We start from the raw sequence: 15,897 nt of genomic DNA on the forward strand, positions 1-15,897 counted from the left end.
AATCCTCTAAAAGACTTTCTAGAGGATTTTCGATTTTAACCCAGGTTAAAATTATTGCTGCGGCATCGTCGGATGTTTGTGGTGTCCTAAACAAATAAACAATTAGGCATTAAACAACATGAAAAAAGCAATAATAATGATCGCAATGAGTGTATTAGGTTTTACTGCTCACGCTCAAAAAATAATCAACAACAATTCTAAAACCATTGTACTTGTTCACGGAGCCTGGTCAGATGCATCTTCGTGGGATGCAGTGACTCCATTATTAAAGGCCCCGGACGAAGAGGTGATCAATGTTAACCTTGCAGGTCACGGAAAAGATACAACCTCATTTGCCGGTGTCACCTTTCAAACTTATGTTGACCAGGTAAAAGCAGCTATCGGCACCCACACTAATGTAGTTTTAGTAGGACATAGTTTTGCCGGAATGGTGATCAGCCAGGTTGCTGAAGAGGTTCCCGCACAAGTTAAAGAACTGGTCTTCCTTGCAGCAGCGTTACCGCATGATGGTGACGACCTTTTATCACTGGCAAAACAAGACCCTGCATCTCATATCGGCAAATCCCTCACTATCGATCAGGAACATGGTGCAGCTATCATAGCGAAAGATGCGGTAGCCGATATTTTTGCCGCCGATGCACCTCAGCAGGTTCAGGAATATATTGCCGCTAACATCAAGCCGGAACCTCTGGTACCTCTTGCCACACCAGTTCACCTGACTGAGAAAAATTTTGGCAGCATTAAAAAAGTTTATATCCATACGGTTGATGACCACGCGATCAGCTATCCTGCACAACAATACATGGTAAAAGCAGGTAAAGTGGCTAAAGTTTATACACTGCAAAGCAGCCATACACCATTCCTTTCTATGCCGGACAAACTGGCTGCCATCCTGATCGCTGAAAGCAAATAATAATCGGTAATCTCAAACAACAAATTCTTTTACATCAAAAATAAAAATAGCATGAAACGCACAGCAAAAGCCCATTGGAATGGCACACTGCAGGAAGGTCTTGGTGAGATCAGCACACAAAGTACCGTACTTAACGAAACCCAATATTCATTTAAGACCCGCTTTGCCGATGGCATCGGCACTAATCCGGAAGAACTGATCGCCGCCGCACATGCAGGCTGTTTTTCGATGGCCCTCAGCGCAACATTGGCTCATCACAATATTATCGCAGGCGATATTTATACTACCGCGATAGTTGACCTTGATATGCAGGCACTAAGCATAACTGGCATCCATCTGGAATTAAAAGCAAGTATCATCGAAGGTGTCGATGAAGCAACATTTACCGAAATAGCTGAAGGCGCAAAAACGCATTGCGTTATCTCCAAAGCATTGAATGTGCCAATTACATTAAGCATTGTTTACGCATAATACAATCTGAGGCATCTGGCAGCATGCTACCAGAAACTCACCGGAAATCATCCGGTGAGTTTCTGTTTTGTGTACGCAAATCCTTCATGTGATTAATATTGGGGGAAACTGTTATTAACTTTCACCTCTTCTATTTGCTGTGTATGCCTGTTGCTATGGGCGGAAATAAGCAGGATAAACTGATACAAATCATACGTTCCAACGGGCAGTACTACAACATGGTTGCGCAGATTTTCCTGAGTGCTGTTAATAAAGACGATTAGTTTATCGCGGTTTTTTTTAAATGCATTTAGTGCTTCGGCAACAGATTTGTAGGGGGAATTGTCAGGTTCTAATGCAGTAATAGTTTTCGATTGATGCGAACGATCTTCAACAGCCTTCACTAACTGTTCATCAGTAAATTTGATATCCGTCCTTTTTTCGGGGTTTGCTGGTTGTTTAAGCACAGGCACCGCCATTGCCCAAAGTTCTTTTTCTGCTGCTGCAATATGTTTGATGCATTCTTCTGCGCTCCATTTGTTGGCCGCTGGCTTAAACTTTAACTGCGCTTCGCTCAAACCCTTTACCGAATTTAAAACATCAGTCTCGGTTTCTTTTAAAAATCGGATTGCATAATCCCTTTCCTGAGTAGTCATTGTTGTCGTTTTTTGCTGTGCAATACTTGTATCAGTGCTAAGTAGCAGAAATGCCATTAGTACCCAGGTAATTGTCCTTTTCATAAAATAGATTTGATTGACAAACTTATCACTTGAATATGATTAGCAGCGGGTGCTATTCAGCCAATCTAAGGGGCTGATTTGGACATCTTATTGCGCTATCTTTGAAAGAAGTAGTCATTAATGGCTATGGTTGGGATATTTATGAAATGCCCTTAGGTAACACGGCCGAACGAATAGAAACAATCGCCCATGGAGGCGGGATAGACGGTTTTAACACACAGCTCACCCGAATGCCTTCGGATAAATCGTTCATTGAAAAACGGAGTTCCCGCTGCACTTGAATATTATAAAGGCATTTGTCTTCCACTCTCCGCCCACTCTCCGTTTTATGTTTAAAAACTACAGCAAACCATACGAAAATGAATGTAAAAAGGGCAACAAACCAAAATCAGTCTTTACCGCAAAATTTTAAAAATCAATAAATCAGGAATGGACGAACAACTTCCTCAGGAATCCCGGTAACCCTAGGTAGACCCCTCTCTTCGGGATAGTGTTGATATTAAAATCGCTAAACACAGGAATGGGGATCTGGCCACTATCCCATTGTGTAAAAACCTATCCATACAGAAGTTCATGGATCCAATGACCACAGATTACAAGGTAGGCAGGTATAATGAAAAGCACGATGCGGACCAACGCTACCAGATTGAAACACCTCCGCTACCTGAAGAGGAAGATGATGATCTGTCATTCTGACTTAATGCAATCATTTGTCCAAACCTTTCCAGTATTTCTTCATATGACATTTCCAATCCTGTTGTGGGAATATTCGCCTCTTCCAGCATAGCTAGATAGCCCATGCGGCCCATTTTTAATGTATATCCTGGCCACTTGTGGCCCATCGATTCCCATATACCCAAAATACTATTGTTGACAATTATCTGCTTGTTGTCGACATCGATAAACAGTTGATCAAGTGAACGTGTTTGGCCTTCCGTTGGTATTGAAATAGCAGGTCTTTCTCCCAGTAACGCAATAATATCTTCGCCATAGCATATAATAGACTCCAGCATGATATTCGCCATTTCGGAAACAAGAATCTTTCCGTGTTCCCTGATGAAGAACAATACGTAAGGACATTCATCTTGCAAAGGATCATTAATGATATCCGTTGCGTCAACGGATTTAAATTCCGTAATTGTTTGCTTTGAAAAATAGTCAATTTCTAACAATGGTTCCGCATCATACATTTCATTGGCTAAATGCATTACCTGCCAGCCAGGCCATATCTTTTGTAGTGCACATAAATAGTAACGTATTATTGAAGTCTCATTTTCAAATTCCCATGCCCAGAAGCCGAGCAGTTTCTTCTCCATATCTACAATTACAAAGCCTTCCATCAATAAATGCTCCCTTAACTCAGCCTCAATAGTACATTCGCTTAGATATCTTAGAAAGGTCTTTTCACCGAGGTATAGGTCTGATGCAATTGAGTTGGCCCCCCAACGGTGATGATAGCAGATGAGCTGATTTCTATTTTTAATAACATAATTAATGCGATGTGCCACTTAAATGCATTTATTTAAATATACTATTTTTTAAAGCCCGTTCGGTTTCTACTGATTGGGCTTTCTTTTTTGGTTGTTGCGAATTTAATGAAATCCCGCTTCCCTGCAAGGTTTCGACTATATTATGTAAAGAACTTTTAATTTGACAGAATAGAGGTAATATGTTTCTAATACCGGCATCCCTTTTCTATCGTATACCTTATATAAAATCACTTTTATCGTATTGGTAATCGCTCTTTTTCAAATGTAGCGCTGTCAGTATTGAGGAGAATTCCGGCAATACTTTAATTTCTACCAGGCTATAAAATGTTAATATTGAATCACTTTTTGAAAATAAACAATCAGTAACTGATATGGCTTAAGATTAACTTTACTTATCAACTGAAGTGTTTACGGATAATAATATACGGTGCACACACATATATGTTAAATTGATTGATTAAACGGTTGGAAAAATGTATTGGGTATAAACTGTCAATAGATCATTTATCCTACTGCGAACCGCCCCTCGTTCAATATCATTATTTTCCTAAGTAAGAAAATTCCCATTATGATGAAACTAAATTATTCCACACCGCAAACAGAGACAGATATAAATCTTTCTAATCAGGGTACTTTAAAAAAATAACATGCAAAGGAGAAAACTATTAAAAGGGCTACTGGCTGCTACCCCTGCTTTGTGGTTGAATAAGTATGCAGGTGCAATGCCTTTTGCGGGTGCGCAGGGTTTTGAAAATGAGCCAATGCTAACAGGGCCTTTTAAACCAGACTGGGAATCTTTGAAACAATATAAAACACCAGATTGGTTTAGAGATGCCAAGTTTGGTATGTGGGCGCACTGGGGTGCGCAATGCCAGCCGGAACATGGCGACTGGTATGCACGTTTTATGTATGATGAGGGAAGCGATGCGTATAAATTTCATTGCGAAAAATACGGACATCCCTCAAAGGTTGGTTTTAAAGATGTAATACATCAATGGAAAGCTGAAAAATGGAATCCTGAACAGCTTGTTGAGTTATACAAAAAAGCGGGGGCACAATACTTTGTAGCCATGGCTAATCATCATGATAATTTTGATAACTATGACAGTAAATACCAGCCATGGAACAGTGTAAAAATGGGTCCCAAAAAAGACCTTATCGGAGGGTGGGCAAAAGCTGCAAAAAACCAGGGATTGAGATTTGGTGTAAGTGTACATGGTGCGCATGCATGGAGCTGGTATGAAACTGCCCAACGTAGCGATAAGGAGGGGCCGATGGCTGGCATACCCTATGATGGGAAATTAACAAAGGCAAATGGGAAAGGAACCTGGTGGGATGGATGGGATCCACAGGAGCTGTATGCCCAAAAACATTCATTGAGTAAGGGCAGTGAAAATATAGGAAATATTCATAAGCAATGGGATTGGGGCGAAGGTGTTTCTATCCCCAACAAAGCTTATTGTGATAAATTTTATAACCGCACTGTTGACCTGATCAATAAGTACCATCCAGACCTTGTATACTTTGATGATACCGCTTTGCCTTTATGGCCCATTAGTGATGCAGGTTTACGTATAGCAGCGCACATGTACAACGAAAGCATCATGCGCCATGGTACACTGGAAGCAGTAATAAATGGAAAGATATTGAACGAACAGCAGCGTAGATGCATGGTATGGGATATAGAGAAGGGTGCAAGCAATAATATTGAGCCACTGCCATGGCAAACCTGCACCTGCATCGGTGGTTGGCATTATGACCGCCGGATATATGACCGCAAGGATTATAAATCTGCACGTGATGTGATAAACCAATTGGTAGATGTGGTAAGCAAAAATGGCAATTTACTGCTTAACATTCCTGTACGTGCTGATGGTACAATTGATGACCAGGAACTTGCCGTTGTTGAAGATATCGGACGCTGGATGCATGTGAACGGAGAAGCCATATTTGCAACACGGCCATGGAAAATATTTGGCGAAGGACCTTCTATTGCCAATGCTAAACCCCTGAGTGGTCAAGGCTTTAATGAAGGCAGCGCAAAGAATTTTGCTGCCGATGATATTCGTTTTACAACTAAAGGAGATATACTTTACGCCACATTTTTTGGTTGGCCGGAAAACAGAAAAGTGGTGGTGAAATCAATGGCTGCGGAAAAAGTTTCAGCAGTGCGTTTATTAGGATATAATGACAAGCTTGAATGGAAACAAACAACCGATGGCCTTGAAGTTATACTTCCGGAAAAACAGCCATGTGATAATGCCTTTGTGCTAAAAATAATTTAATGGAATTAAACTACATCATTTATCGGGGATTATTATCGCATTAATCTAAACAGACTAATAGTAACTAGATACGATTCAAATTCGCTTTATATAAATTACGGATCTGCTTTTCGGGGTCTATAGACCATTGCAGCAATGCTATCAGCGGAGCTGCAATGCTTTCCCTAATTCAGTTAACTCATATGCAACACGTGGAGGTACTTCTGGTCTTCGCGTTTCCCTCCTTACAGGTTTCTCTTATTGAATTTTCAAAATAAATCATTATTTTGAGCTTAATACCTATAAGTATCCTTAAAATTTAAATCTTGTTATGATCAGACAAGTTGGCCCCATAACTGATGAATCTTTACTTGTGATTTATATGAGTAAATGGATTAATTAGCATAACCCTGATACTTCCAGTTTCGAAATAAAAGTAAATACATGAGGAATATTTGTTTTAACCCCGGATCTGATCTGAATATCTATCTATAATGAAAAATAAAGAAGAAAAAGTAAGTGTAATTTTAATTGGATGTGGTCCTCACGCCAGACGCATATACCTTCCGGCGTTGCGTAGCATTAAAGACGTAAAGCTGGCTTTAGTTATTGATTTGGAAAGTGAAGAATCGATTGTACGTAGCGCTATTGGAGATACTTTAGAAACGGAATTATGGTTGATTCAACCCTTTGCAAACACTTTACCCCCAGCATTAAATGCCAGACTTTCAAAGTTCGTTTTAGAAAATCAAATTAAAGGGGTAATTATTGCAACTGAACCACTAGTGCATAAAGCCTATGCCGAATGGGCTTTGGTAAATGAGCTTAATATACTGATAGATAAACCTTTAACAACAAAAATAGATATTACAAGTAATTTGGATAATGCCAAAGGGATCCTTAATGACTACTTTGAATTGCGCGCCGCCTATCAAGACCTTCAAAGAAGGACAGAAACTATTTTTATGATTAATTCCCATCGCCGTTTTCATAAAGGATTTCAATTTGTTAAGGATCAAATCAATGAAGTTGCAATGAGGACAAATTGTCCAATTAACTTTATTCAGGCATATCACTCTGACGGTCAATGGCGTTTACCAAATGAAATTATCTCACAAAAATACCATCCTTACTGTTACGGATATGGGAAGGCTTCTCATAGCGGGTATCATATTTTTGACACCATTTACCAATTTTACAAAGCCTCAGCGTTGCCGGATAAACTTGCAGATGAAATGGAGGTGATTAGTTCTTTCATAAAACCTAATGGATTTTTTACTCAATTAAATGAAAATGATTATCGGTCTATTTTTGGCGATGAATATAAACAGGTCAATTCCTGGTCGGAAAAACAACTGAAAGAAATATGTGAAAATTATGGAGAGATTGACATCTCTTCCATAATTGCACTTAGAAAATATGGAGAGGTAGTAGCTAATTTTAACGTAAACCTGGTTCATAACGGATTTGCCGGAAGGACCTGGATCATGCCTGGTGATGATTTGTACAAAGGAAATGGAAGGATTAAGCATGAAAGTTATCATATCCAGCAAGGTCCATTTCAAAGTATACAGATACATGCTTATCAGGCATATGATAAACATGATCAAAATAAAAATCCGGAAGAGTTTCTGGGAGGAAAAAACCATTTTGAAATATATGTGTTTCGTAATCCATTAATTGCTGATGGAGAAACTCAACCCAGAGTCTATAAATATTCAGATATTGTTGATAATCGTTCTGAAGAAAATGGCCCTGCAATAACAATGGAACGGGTTAAATTTAGCGTAGTAGAACAATTTGCTGATTATCTGGTTGGAAAAAAACAAAAAAGAGAAATCTGTTCTCAAATAGAAGATCATATCATCCCTGTAAAGATAATGAGCGGAATCTATTGTTCTAATATAACTAAGCAAAGGGCTTGTTACGATTTTGAAATTCAGGATGCTACGCATTTAGAGGAGTGGTATAGCAGAAATGGTAATTCAACTTTTCTATCACCTTCATGTATCACACGTTGTAAACTGGATGGAATGAACGAATTCTGATTATATACTCCACAATTTCTGTACATTAATGCACCTTAAAGCCCTTTCTTACGGGAGGGTTTGAGAGAGGTTAATTCTCTTAAAGCATCCCCCGCTATCCATTTAGCAGTTGTGCTATCCTGCAATAAAATACGCTCTGCACATTGTATAGCTAAGGGTAGTAATGCTTTGTTGCGCTTGCCAATTTGCCGTAATGCCCAGTTAATGGCTTTCTTTACAAAGTTGCGCTTGTCCCATGCCTCGCGTTCTATGACAGGGAAGAATTGAATAAAAACCATGTCATCGGCTTTTTTATCATGTACTGCTAATTCGGCCATCAGTACGAAACCGGCTCGTTTAATAAATTCTTCTCCATGCTTGCTAAACTCCATTGCTTTTTCTATAGCGTAGGGGGTACGGTCAAACAGGTTGCCGCATACCTGGTCGCATATGTCCCAGCTTGTAAAGTCTTTTGTCCATCTGTCAATTAACTGAGGAGTAACCAGCTTTGGATCGGCAACTAATGATGCCAGGATACGTGCCTCGTGTATACGGGTATCCCATAGTTGCAGGGCCAATTTATGGTCCTTTTTTATTAGTTTGGCTAGTTTTCTGACCTCGGGTATTTTAACGCCCAACGCTTTTTCATTATCAATACCGAAGCGCAGCATACCTTCGCGATACCTGGTATTTGCTTCTTCTTTAAGCAGGTCTATTATTTCGGTAACGTTCATATGTATAGCTTCAGTTGCGTTAAATACAAAGATAAGCTAGCTGTGTCAAAAGGAAACGGTCTCGAAACATGGCAAAACGTTAAAGACCATAATCGACAGTCTGACAGATTGGGGGATAACACACCAAAAGGAAATTATCGGGAAGAAATAGAAAAATCCAGGTATCAGGTTAAGCAGCGCTTTTAATATATGGAAAAATAGTGTCTCTAATCGATAAGACACCTTAACAGGTACTCAGATTCTAAGAAGTATTGTTAAGAAAAGGGATTGAAGAGGTATTGATAAGGTTCATCCTACGTTCATCCTACGTTCGCAACGTAGGATGAACGTAGGATGAACCTTATCAATACCTCTTCAATACTACTTTACATAGGGTTTTATTATAATCTGTGAGGGGATCAAAGTTTCACTTCAGACAACAATTCCGCTCTTTCTCCGCTATTTCGGCTGCACGCCTGGTCAGTACTTCCGCATGCTCAAGACCGGACAAAGCCATTTTATCCGTATCTTCAAATAGTTCACGGGGTTTCTGCCCAGGAAATACCATGAGTTGACAACAGGTTGATCCTGTTCTATTTTGGCTGCCATTGTCTGAATAACTTTGCATAATGAGAAAATTATTCTTCGCTTTATTTTTGCATTTGCTCCTTTATACTGGCTTAAGAGCTCAGGCACAAACAGACGTCCTCCAGGACTCGCTGATGGCTCGTTTCAACCGGAATGATTTCCATGGATTTTACGATCTCGGCTCGCCCGGCTGGAGGCAGAAAAATAATGCGGACGGGATCAGCGGCTGGCTGGAATACATCAAGAGCCAAACGGGTAACCTCACCAGCGCTGTGTTAAGCCTGGACTCAGGCAATACCAAATATTATACCTGGCAAGGTAAAAAGAAGATCATCACTTTTAAATTGCAGGGGGCAGGCAATGGGGGATTTGAAAGCTTTGATTTCAATAGTTTTCATTTTCCTGCAAATGTCATTTTCGACTCCACGATACCGACAGATAACCCGTTAAAATCCGCGCTGGACTCCACCGTCCACCGGCTCACTGTCGATTTCATGCTGACGCATCACCTGGTTGGATTAGCAGTCGGGGTAATAAGCAACGGCAAATCCTATACTTATAACTATGGTACAATTGAAAAAGGTCGTCAGCAACTGCCTACAGTCACAACGACTTTTGAACTTGCCTCAGTGACCAAAACGTTTACGGGCATATTGATGGCGCAGGCTGTACTGGATAAGAAATTGAACCCCGATGATGATATACGGAAATTTTTGCCAGGCACTTATCCTAATCTGCAATATAAGGGTCACCCGATACGCATTGTGAACCTGGCCAATCATACGTCTGGCCTGCCCGCAGAGTTACCAAACCTGGACACCTTCAGGAACCCGTTTACGGTGCTGAAGATGTATAACAATTATGACAACGCTAAATTCTTCGCCGATATCCGCGACGTAAAAATAGATACGCTGCCAGGCACGACCTATGCCTATTCAAACTCCGGTATGAAGTTGCTGGGCATTATATTGGAAAAAGCGTATGGGTTGAGCTATGCCCAATTACTGAAAAAATATATCACCGGCCCGCTGCAAATGAAAAATACACGTATGGCCAATGCCATCAGCGATACCACGAGTTATACCAAAGGCTATAATGAGGAGGGACAGACGATGCCACACCTGAACGTCAATATGTTTGGGGGAGCAGGGGCGATACTTTCCGACAGCAGGGACATGCTGAACTATGTCCGGGAAAACATCGCTGAAAGTCTGCCTGCTGTAAAGCTTTCCCACCAGCAGACTTTTGGCAATGGCAATGGCGATGACGGTATGGGCATGGGCTGGCAGATCGCTTATAAGACCATCAATGGAAAACGGATATGGAAAAGCGGCGGAACGCTTGGTTTTCGTTCCTATTGTGCGGTGGTACCTGACAAAAGAGTGGGGCTCATCTGGCTTTCCAACCGTTCTGACCTGATTGAAGATGAATTAAGTGAAATGGCTGATCAAATCTTATTGCAAGCGGCGCTAAAGAAAAAATAAAATGAAACTTTCGGCGATCTTATCCATTATATTTTTTTTGCTTTGCGGTCGGCTGTAGGAAAATAGAAGCCCTTAGATTTTATCTGTTGTAACACCGGCTATAAGTGTTTTTTTATTGGTCATATACTTGAAATTTGGTTGAGAATAATAACATCAGGGAAACCAAAAGACCTCAGACAGATATCATATCCGTCTAAGGTTTTATGGCTGATTTCAATTTAAGTTTAGGAATAAATCCTTTCAATTATGACCTTGCGAATTTTTCTAATTCAGTATTGAATTTATCCATTTCTTCCAGGAACAATGCGTGGCCGCTGCAGCGGCAAATAAAGCCAGTTTGCTAACGTGTGCGCCGTTATATTTGGTTATGTAATGGATAACCGCTGCTCCGCCCATAGAGAAACCTCCAAGTACGGCATTTTGGACAGTAAACCAGCTTACAGTATCTTATAAAGTTTAAATGAGATTTCAAATAACTATGATCACCCCGTTATACGCAATGAACTGATCAAGCCATTTGCCAGCCCGAAGTGAAATTGAAGGATCGCAGGACTCCCGGGAAACTCGCCGGACACCTCAGCGGCCATTATGTTTTCAGTCTCAGTTTCTTTGTAATTCAACGGCTTTAATTCCGTGTGATATTCGCTGTCCGATCTCTCTATCCACTTTTGGATCTCTGCTTTGCCCTTATGGGTCTTGCCCTCATCATGTACAATGGCCGACTCTGAGAAACACGCCACATAGGCCTGGCTGTCATGGCTGTTCTGAGCTTCTACTAAACTTGTTACTACTTTTGGTAAATTCATGGTTTATGTATTTTGTTAAACTGTTGGTATCGTTCCTCCGTCTATCACAAATTCGGTCCCGGTGAGATAGCCGGCTCTCGGCGAAACTAAAAAGCCCACCAATTCTGCCACCTCTTCCGGTTGTGCCGGTCTGCCCATCGGTATGCCGCCTAAAGCAGTCATTACGCTTTGTGTCGCTTCATCTATCGTAATATTCGAGCTCTTTGAGATCCGCTCCATCATTCGTTCAGATGATTCGGTCATGATCCATCCCGGCGATACTGTAAGTACGCGAACGCCTTTTGGCGCAACCTCTTTTGATAAGCCTTTGCTATAGTTAATAAGGGCCGCCTTGGCCGCAGCATAAGGCAAAGTAGAATCGTGCAGTGGCAGCTTGCCCTGGATAGAAGCGATGTGTATAATTATCCCGCTGCCACGATCCAGCATTTGCGGTAAAAAGCCTCTGTCTAAACTGACAGGAGCTAATAAATTTGTATGGATGGATGATTCCCAGTCTTCGTCAGAGAGGACGGCAAATCCTCCTCCGGGTGTATCTGAGCCGCCAAGATTATTCACAAGTATATCCAGCCTGCCGAATTTTCCCAGAACTTCATGGACAACTTTACTGGTCCCTTCCGGCTGACTCAGATCAGCAGAAATAAAATGCAGGTGCTGATCACCATCCTCAGGTTTATTCCTGGCCGTAGTAATGACAGTTGCGCCTGCTGCCTGTAACCGTTGCGCAATAGCTTTACCGGTACCCTTCGTACCGCCGGTCACCAGAGCGATCTTGCCTGAAAGCTCATCAGAGAAATTAAGTTCCGTTTTCATATGTATTAGTTTTGTACAAATTTCGGTAGTACATAAAGTCCTAACAAGTACGGGCTTACGATTCATATAGGGAGAAATTTATCCCTATTGTTCACATCGTATAACACATCTATATTTGTAGTATGTATGAAAGAAAGATCTTACCTCATCTCAATTGCGGACTCGATCTGGTCGGGGAAGTGCTTTATGGAAAGTGGAAGATCCGTATATTATGGTTCATTCACGAAGGCCACAAACGCCCCAGTGAACTACTGCGTAAGATACCTGATGTTTCCAGAAGGGTTTTGAACATCCAGCTGAAAGAGTTGGAAGAACACGAATTGGTTACCAGAAAGATCTATGCGGTAATGCCGCCCAAAGTGGAGTATGATCTTACGGAATTTGGGAAAACATTGATACCGATCATGCACACTATCGGGCTTTGGGGCGATGAACACCAGGAGCGCTTGAAAAGGGTGATATTAAAGCAATTTCAGGATAACGATGCAAATGAAGCCTGATCGCTTGAATGATCAGCTATTGACGATGCAAGCTGTATGATGGAGTATAGAGTAGGCTGGTTCAGCGTGAATGACAGCAGAAAGGCTCAATGAATGTGCCATGCCAATAAAAAAAGCTCCCGTGGAAACAACGTCTAAGAGCAAACGGGAGTTCTTGTGAAAAGGTGAGAAAAAGAAACTTGAAATTAATTTTGCAATCTGTCTGTAACCCTTGTCAGTACTGTGTAGTAATAGAAGAAGGTCAGGCTTACTCGTAAATCGTTGGGATATACGTTAATATTCGTAAATTGATAATACAATTTAGCGCTATTGAAAAACCTGATAAAGACTATCGGCAATATTATCTTTTCTGCGATCACCCGCCTGGTATTGTGCGTCTGGCTGCTTTTTGCGAATCCAATGTCTGTTACTTTCAGATGTCTTATACTGATCATCTTTTGCATTCCGCTGCTGAGATATTTTCTGCATAAAACTGCTGGTACAAGAATGGATCATCCTTTTTCCAACAGCTCCCCCAGAGGAGGAGTGATTCGTTTTGTGCTATTTTCGGCTTCACTCGTTGTATACCTTTTTGCAATTCCTCATGTATTTTCCGTTTATAATATTTCCTTACCGGGTTATTTATTGGTCATTGGACTGTCTATAGTAGCAGCATTCGCTGTGTTTTGGAGAATACAACGGAGGCCTGATCAGTCACAAAGGAATGAGAATGTTTTGCTAACGACCATGGCCTTTTATACGCTTCCCTTTTTAGCGGGTATTAACTATGCCTTTGATCTTTCCCGTCCGGCGATCACAAAGTATTATGTTACCGATACAGAGACGCAGACTTTTGCATATCATTCAGATCCTGCAGAAGGGGAGAGCGAGACCACTCTATATTATTTGTACCTGTTGCCTGCTGATAGTATTATTGTGCCACCCCACTGGATGGAGGTGAGTGGGGAGCATTATAAAAATGCAGGGTTTGACTGGAACTGTGTGAAAGCCAATATAAATTGTACCAATTGCATGCTTCTGGACATGGAAAGAAGAGCCAGCAGCGTAAAAGCAGCTTCATTCAGACAACGTAATAACATAGAGGCGACTTATCACTTGCTTGTACTAAAAACGAATGCCCAGGTTTTCAGACGGGAATTCGGGTACGAGGTATATAAACGCTTTACAGAGGGTAACTACCTGCATCTCGAAGATCATCATGGTCTGCTGGGGGGTCGATGGTACAGCTATCAATAACTATTGAAATCTTCAATCACATATTTAATTTATGCTTAAATTACGATGCTTATCATTGTCAGAGAATAGCTAATCATGCTTTTTTATCGGCAGATATAAGGTAAGCGCTATCTTAAATGAAAATCCCCGATTCAGACAGGGCATCCGGACAGCCAGTAAGTATTGCTAACAGCCTTCAGGGTGTGAAGGGCAAAAGTATGCCTGCCGTACCTGTGTTTCAAAAGAAAGAAGATCTTATTGGCGATGAACCACCTTTACAAGACAGCACCTTTGAAAGCCAGCCTGGGATTCAAAAGCCACTTGAAGCCTGGCACGTTATGCAGCAGAAACGAGGCAGCGTTAATGCGACCATGCAAATGAATGGCAATTCAGGTTCAGCACCTATACAACGTGTAATTAAAGTACAGAGCGACGCTGAACATATCGTTGACGATTTAGATAAATATTGTGAAGATAGAGAACGCTTAAAAGGCGCAACGGATGGAGCGAGTGGAGAGGTGTACCGTGCCAGCGCAACAGAGCTTTTAAAGACGGAATTATTAGCGTCAATGGACCTTTATGTAGAGGAAGGAGACGATGTCGTTGTAAAAAAAGTCAATGTTCGCTCAATGACAGACATCAGGACGGAAAAAGTGGCAGGCAATGACATTCCACTGGAGGCACTTTTACCGGAAAGATTAAATAGTGGTGATGTATTCGATGTAGCGACCAATACTTTCGTTACCCTGCAAGTGATGAATGCCGGAGAGATAACGAGCTATTATCTTATCATGGAGTACGCTGAAGGGGGGGACCAGGCTCATAAAGAGGTGAAAAAATCTGAAATAGCTGGTTTTAATGATAAAGCGAAATTGTACTATAAAAAACTTGAGACGATACTTTCGCGCCTTGCAGCTTCTGATTATAACAGCGGAGACATCAAACCTGCGAACATCTTCCTTAATGCTGAAGACCTGCCTATGTTGGGAGATTTTGGTGATTATACCAAAGGGAGGTATATAAGAAAGACTGAAGACATAGAGATATTGATGAACGACCTGATGAAGAAATCCGGCCAGACAAAAACATACAATCAAATAGTAGCATGGGCTGGGGATGATTCACAATGGGTGGTGCAGGAAGCAACCGCCATCCCACAAGTACTTCCTGTTGAAGCGGCGGTTGATAAAGCAGTTGTTGATGGTGGAGATAATGCTGCATTGGAATAAGAGCGTATCTAAAATATCATCATTAATCTGGCTGTGCATAAAGGCTTCCGTGGACGTGGAGTTATCCCGGACTATAAAGTCGAGTCCTCATTTGAGGGCTATTAAACTGGCACTGTCGCTGATAAGGTAATTTTATCATTGCTCACACAATACTGCTGCAAATTTTTTTGTAGTATAGGCTTTCGGTAATTTTTCTGCGATTGCCAGTGTTTTGGTAACTCTGCTATCTGCCGGTAAGATCTTTTGATCCTCCATGTAGCGAATAGCCGTACCATCTTTCGCGTATATACGATACTCGCTTTTGGTTTCTGCTCCGTCAGCAGAACTACCTACAATCATCTCATAAGAAAAGATAAATTTACCAGACTCGTAATAGTATTCATTTTTCCAGCTGCCGTCTCCAATACTTCCTGATTCTATGATCTTTACGATCTCATTGCCCTGGAAATAGTATTGTACGATACCATCCTCTACACAACCTTCAGCTTCATACTTAAATTGCTCCTGTTTCAGAGATAGCGTGTTGATCTTTTTGAATGTTGCCCTGATAGCTATAATATCCGGTTCAACATTTTTCTGTTGAGCATGGGTATTCAAAACAGGTAAAACGATCATTAACAGGAGTATGGTTATAATTCGATTCATCAAATTTGGAATTTTGAGATCAA

General features: G+C 41.1%; 15 protein-coding genes. 8 read left to right on the forward strand and 7 right to left on the reverse strand.

Features of this window, described 5'->3' with window-relative positions:
* The first annotated feature begins 118 nt into the window (after positions 1–118).
* Together GO495_RS22805 and GO495_RS22810 are read left to right on the forward strand one after the other, a co-directional pair.
* A complete protein-coding gene (locus GO495_RS22805; protein ID WP_157302078.1) occupies positions 119–913 on the forward strand; it encodes an alpha/beta fold hydrolase in 795 nt (264 codons plus the stop codon).
* Positions 914–964: 51 nt separating this feature from the next.
* Entirely contained in the window at positions 965–1,384 is a 420-nt protein-coding gene (locus GO495_RS22810; protein ID WP_157302080.1) for an OsmC family protein, read from the forward strand.
* 92 nt (positions 1,385–1,476) lie between these two features.
* Here the strand turns inward: GO495_RS22810 and GO495_RS22815 are convergent, their stop codons facing one another.
* Positions 1,477–2,103 (reverse strand): DinB family protein, encoded by a 627-nt coding sequence (locus GO495_RS22815; RefSeq protein ID WP_157302082.1) that lies wholly within the window; start codon positions 2,101–2,103, stop codon positions 1,477–1,479.
* A 638-nt stretch (positions 2,104–2,741) separates the two neighbouring features.
* Positions 2,742–3,611, reverse strand: a complete 870-nt coding sequence (locus GO495_RS22820; protein WP_157302084.1) for a hypothetical protein — start codon at positions 3,609–3,611, stop codon at positions 2,742–2,744.
* Positions 3,612–4,240: 629 nt separating this feature from the next.
* On the opposite strand from GO495_RS22820, the gene GO495_RS22825 reads away from it, so the two are divergent.
* Together GO495_RS22825 and GO495_RS22830 are read left to right on the forward strand one after the other, a co-directional pair.
* Positions 4,241–5,878, forward strand: a complete 1,638-nt coding sequence (locus GO495_RS22825) for an alpha-L-fucosidase (protein WP_157302086.1) — start codon at positions 4,241–4,243, stop codon at positions 5,876–5,878.
* A gap of 473 nt (positions 5,879–6,351) precedes the next feature.
* On the forward strand, positions 6,352–7,905 hold the full coding sequence (locus tag GO495_RS22830) for a Gfo/Idh/MocA family oxidoreductase (protein ID WP_157302088.1): 1,554 nt from the start codon (positions 6,352–6,354) through the stop codon (positions 7,903–7,905).
* Positions 7,906–7,940: 35 nt separating this feature from the next.
* Here GO495_RS22830 and GO495_RS22835 read toward each other — a convergent pair whose 3' ends face one another.
* Positions 7,941–8,618, reverse strand: coding sequence for a DNA alkylation repair protein (locus GO495_RS22835; protein WP_157302090.1), 678 nt, complete (start codon positions 8,616–8,618; stop codon positions 7,941–7,943).
* A gap of 406 nt (positions 8,619–9,024) precedes the next feature.
* Positions 9,025–9,225: a hypothetical protein gene (locus tag GO495_RS22840; RefSeq protein WP_157302092.1), complete on the reverse strand. Its 201-nt coding sequence runs from the start codon at positions 9,223–9,225 to the stop codon at positions 9,025–9,027.
* Position 9,226: 1 nt separating this feature from the next.
* Between GO495_RS22840 and GO495_RS22845 the strand changes: the two genes are divergently transcribed.
* Positions 9,227–10,669 carry a serine hydrolase domain-containing protein gene (locus GO495_RS22845; protein ID WP_157302094.1) on the forward strand — a complete coding sequence of 481 codons (1,443 nt, stop codon included), beginning with the start codon at positions 9,227–9,229 and terminating at the stop codon, positions 10,667–10,669.
* Positions 10,670–11,151: 482 nt separating this feature from the next.
* Here the strand turns inward: GO495_RS22845 and GO495_RS22850 are convergent, their stop codons facing one another.
* Positions 11,152–11,475: a nuclear transport factor 2 family protein gene (locus tag GO495_RS22850; protein ID WP_157302096.1), complete on the reverse strand. Its 324-nt coding sequence runs from the start codon at positions 11,473–11,475 to the stop codon at positions 11,152–11,154.
* 15 nt (positions 11,476–11,490) lie between these two features.
* Positions 11,491–12,285 carry an SDR family oxidoreductase gene (locus GO495_RS22855; protein WP_157302098.1) on the reverse strand — a complete coding sequence of 265 codons (795 nt, stop codon included), beginning with the start codon at positions 12,283–12,285 and terminating at the stop codon, positions 11,491–11,493.
* Between the two features lie 122 nt (positions 12,286–12,407).
* On the opposite strand from GO495_RS22855, the gene GO495_RS22860 reads away from it, so the two are divergent.
* The 3 genes from GO495_RS22860 (at position 12,408) to GO495_RS22870 (ending at position 15,229) form a co-directional block, all read left to right on the forward strand.
* On the forward strand, positions 12,408–12,785 hold the full coding sequence (locus tag GO495_RS22860; RefSeq protein ID WP_157302100.1) for a winged helix-turn-helix transcriptional regulator: 378 nt from the start codon (positions 12,408–12,410) through the stop codon (positions 12,783–12,785).
* Positions 12,786–13,094: 309 nt separating this feature from the next.
* Positions 13,095–14,021: a hypothetical protein gene (locus GO495_RS22865; RefSeq protein WP_157302101.1), complete on the forward strand. Its 927-nt coding sequence runs from the start codon at positions 13,095–13,097 to the stop codon at positions 14,019–14,021.
* Positions 14,022–14,137: 116 nt separating this feature from the next.
* Entirely contained in the window at positions 14,138–15,229 is a 1,092-nt protein-coding gene (locus GO495_RS22870; RefSeq protein WP_157302103.1) for a protein kinase family protein, read from the forward strand.
* Positions 15,230–15,364: 135 nt separating this feature from the next.
* Here GO495_RS22870 and GO495_RS22875 read toward each other — a convergent pair whose 3' ends face one another.
* On the reverse strand, positions 15,365–15,874 hold the full coding sequence (locus GO495_RS22875) for a hypothetical protein (RefSeq protein ID WP_157302105.1): 510 nt from the start codon (positions 15,872–15,874) through the stop codon (positions 15,365–15,367).
* Positions 15,875–15,897: the final 23 nt, after the last annotated feature.

Source organism: Chitinophaga oryziterrae, from assembly GCF_009758125.1.
In the GTDB taxonomy this organism is placed as follows: domain Bacteria; phylum Bacteroidota; class Bacteroidia; order Chitinophagales; family Chitinophagaceae; genus Chitinophaga; species Chitinophaga oryziterrae.

Excerpts from the sequence above, each read along its gene's own strand:
- GO495_RS22805 (WP_157302078.1), top strand. The coding sequence starts at position 119 with ATGAAAAAAGCAATAATAATGATCGCAATGAGTGTATTAGGTTTTACT.
- GO495_RS22810 (WP_157302080.1), top strand. The coding sequence starts at position 965 with ATGAAACGCACAGCAAAAGCCCATTGGAATGGCACACTGCAGGAAGGT.
- GO495_RS22815 (WP_157302082.1), bottom strand. The coding sequence starts at position 2,103 with ATGAAAAGGACAATTACCTGGGTACTAATGGCATTTCTGCTACTTAGC.
- GO495_RS22825 (WP_157302086.1), top strand. The coding sequence starts at position 4,241 with ATGCAAAGGAGAAAACTATTAAAAGGGCTACTGGCTGCTACCCCTGCT.
- GO495_RS22830 (WP_157302088.1), top strand. The coding sequence starts at position 6,352 with ATGAAAAATAAAGAAGAAAAAGTAAGTGTAATTTTAATTGGATGTGGT.
- GO495_RS22835 (WP_157302090.1), bottom strand. The coding sequence starts at position 8,618 with ATGAACGTTACCGAAATAATAGACCTGCTTAAAGAAGAAGCAAATACC.
- GO495_RS22840 (WP_157302092.1), bottom strand. The coding sequence starts at position 9,225 with ATGCAAAGTTATTCAGACAATGGCAGCCAAAATAGAACAGGATCAACC.
- GO495_RS22845 (WP_157302094.1), top strand. The coding sequence starts at position 9,227 with ATGAGAAAATTATTCTTCGCTTTATTTTTGCATTTGCTCCTTTATACT.
- GO495_RS22850 (WP_157302096.1), bottom strand. The coding sequence starts at position 11,475 with ATGAATTTACCAAAAGTAGTAACAAGTTTAGTAGAAGCTCAGAACAGC.
- GO495_RS22855 (WP_157302098.1), bottom strand. The coding sequence starts at position 12,285 with ATGAAAACGGAACTTAATTTCTCTGATGAGCTTTCAGGCAAGATCGCT.
- GO495_RS22860 (WP_157302100.1), top strand. The coding sequence starts at position 12,408 with ATGTATGAAAGAAAGATCTTACCTCATCTCAATTGCGGACTCGATCTG.
- GO495_RS22870 (WP_157302103.1), top strand. The coding sequence starts at position 14,138 with ATGAAAATCCCCGATTCAGACAGGGCATCCGGACAGCCAGTAAGTATT.
- GO495_RS22875 (WP_157302105.1), bottom strand. The coding sequence starts at position 15,874 with ATGAATCGAATTATAACCATACTCCTGTTAATGATCGTTTTACCTGTT.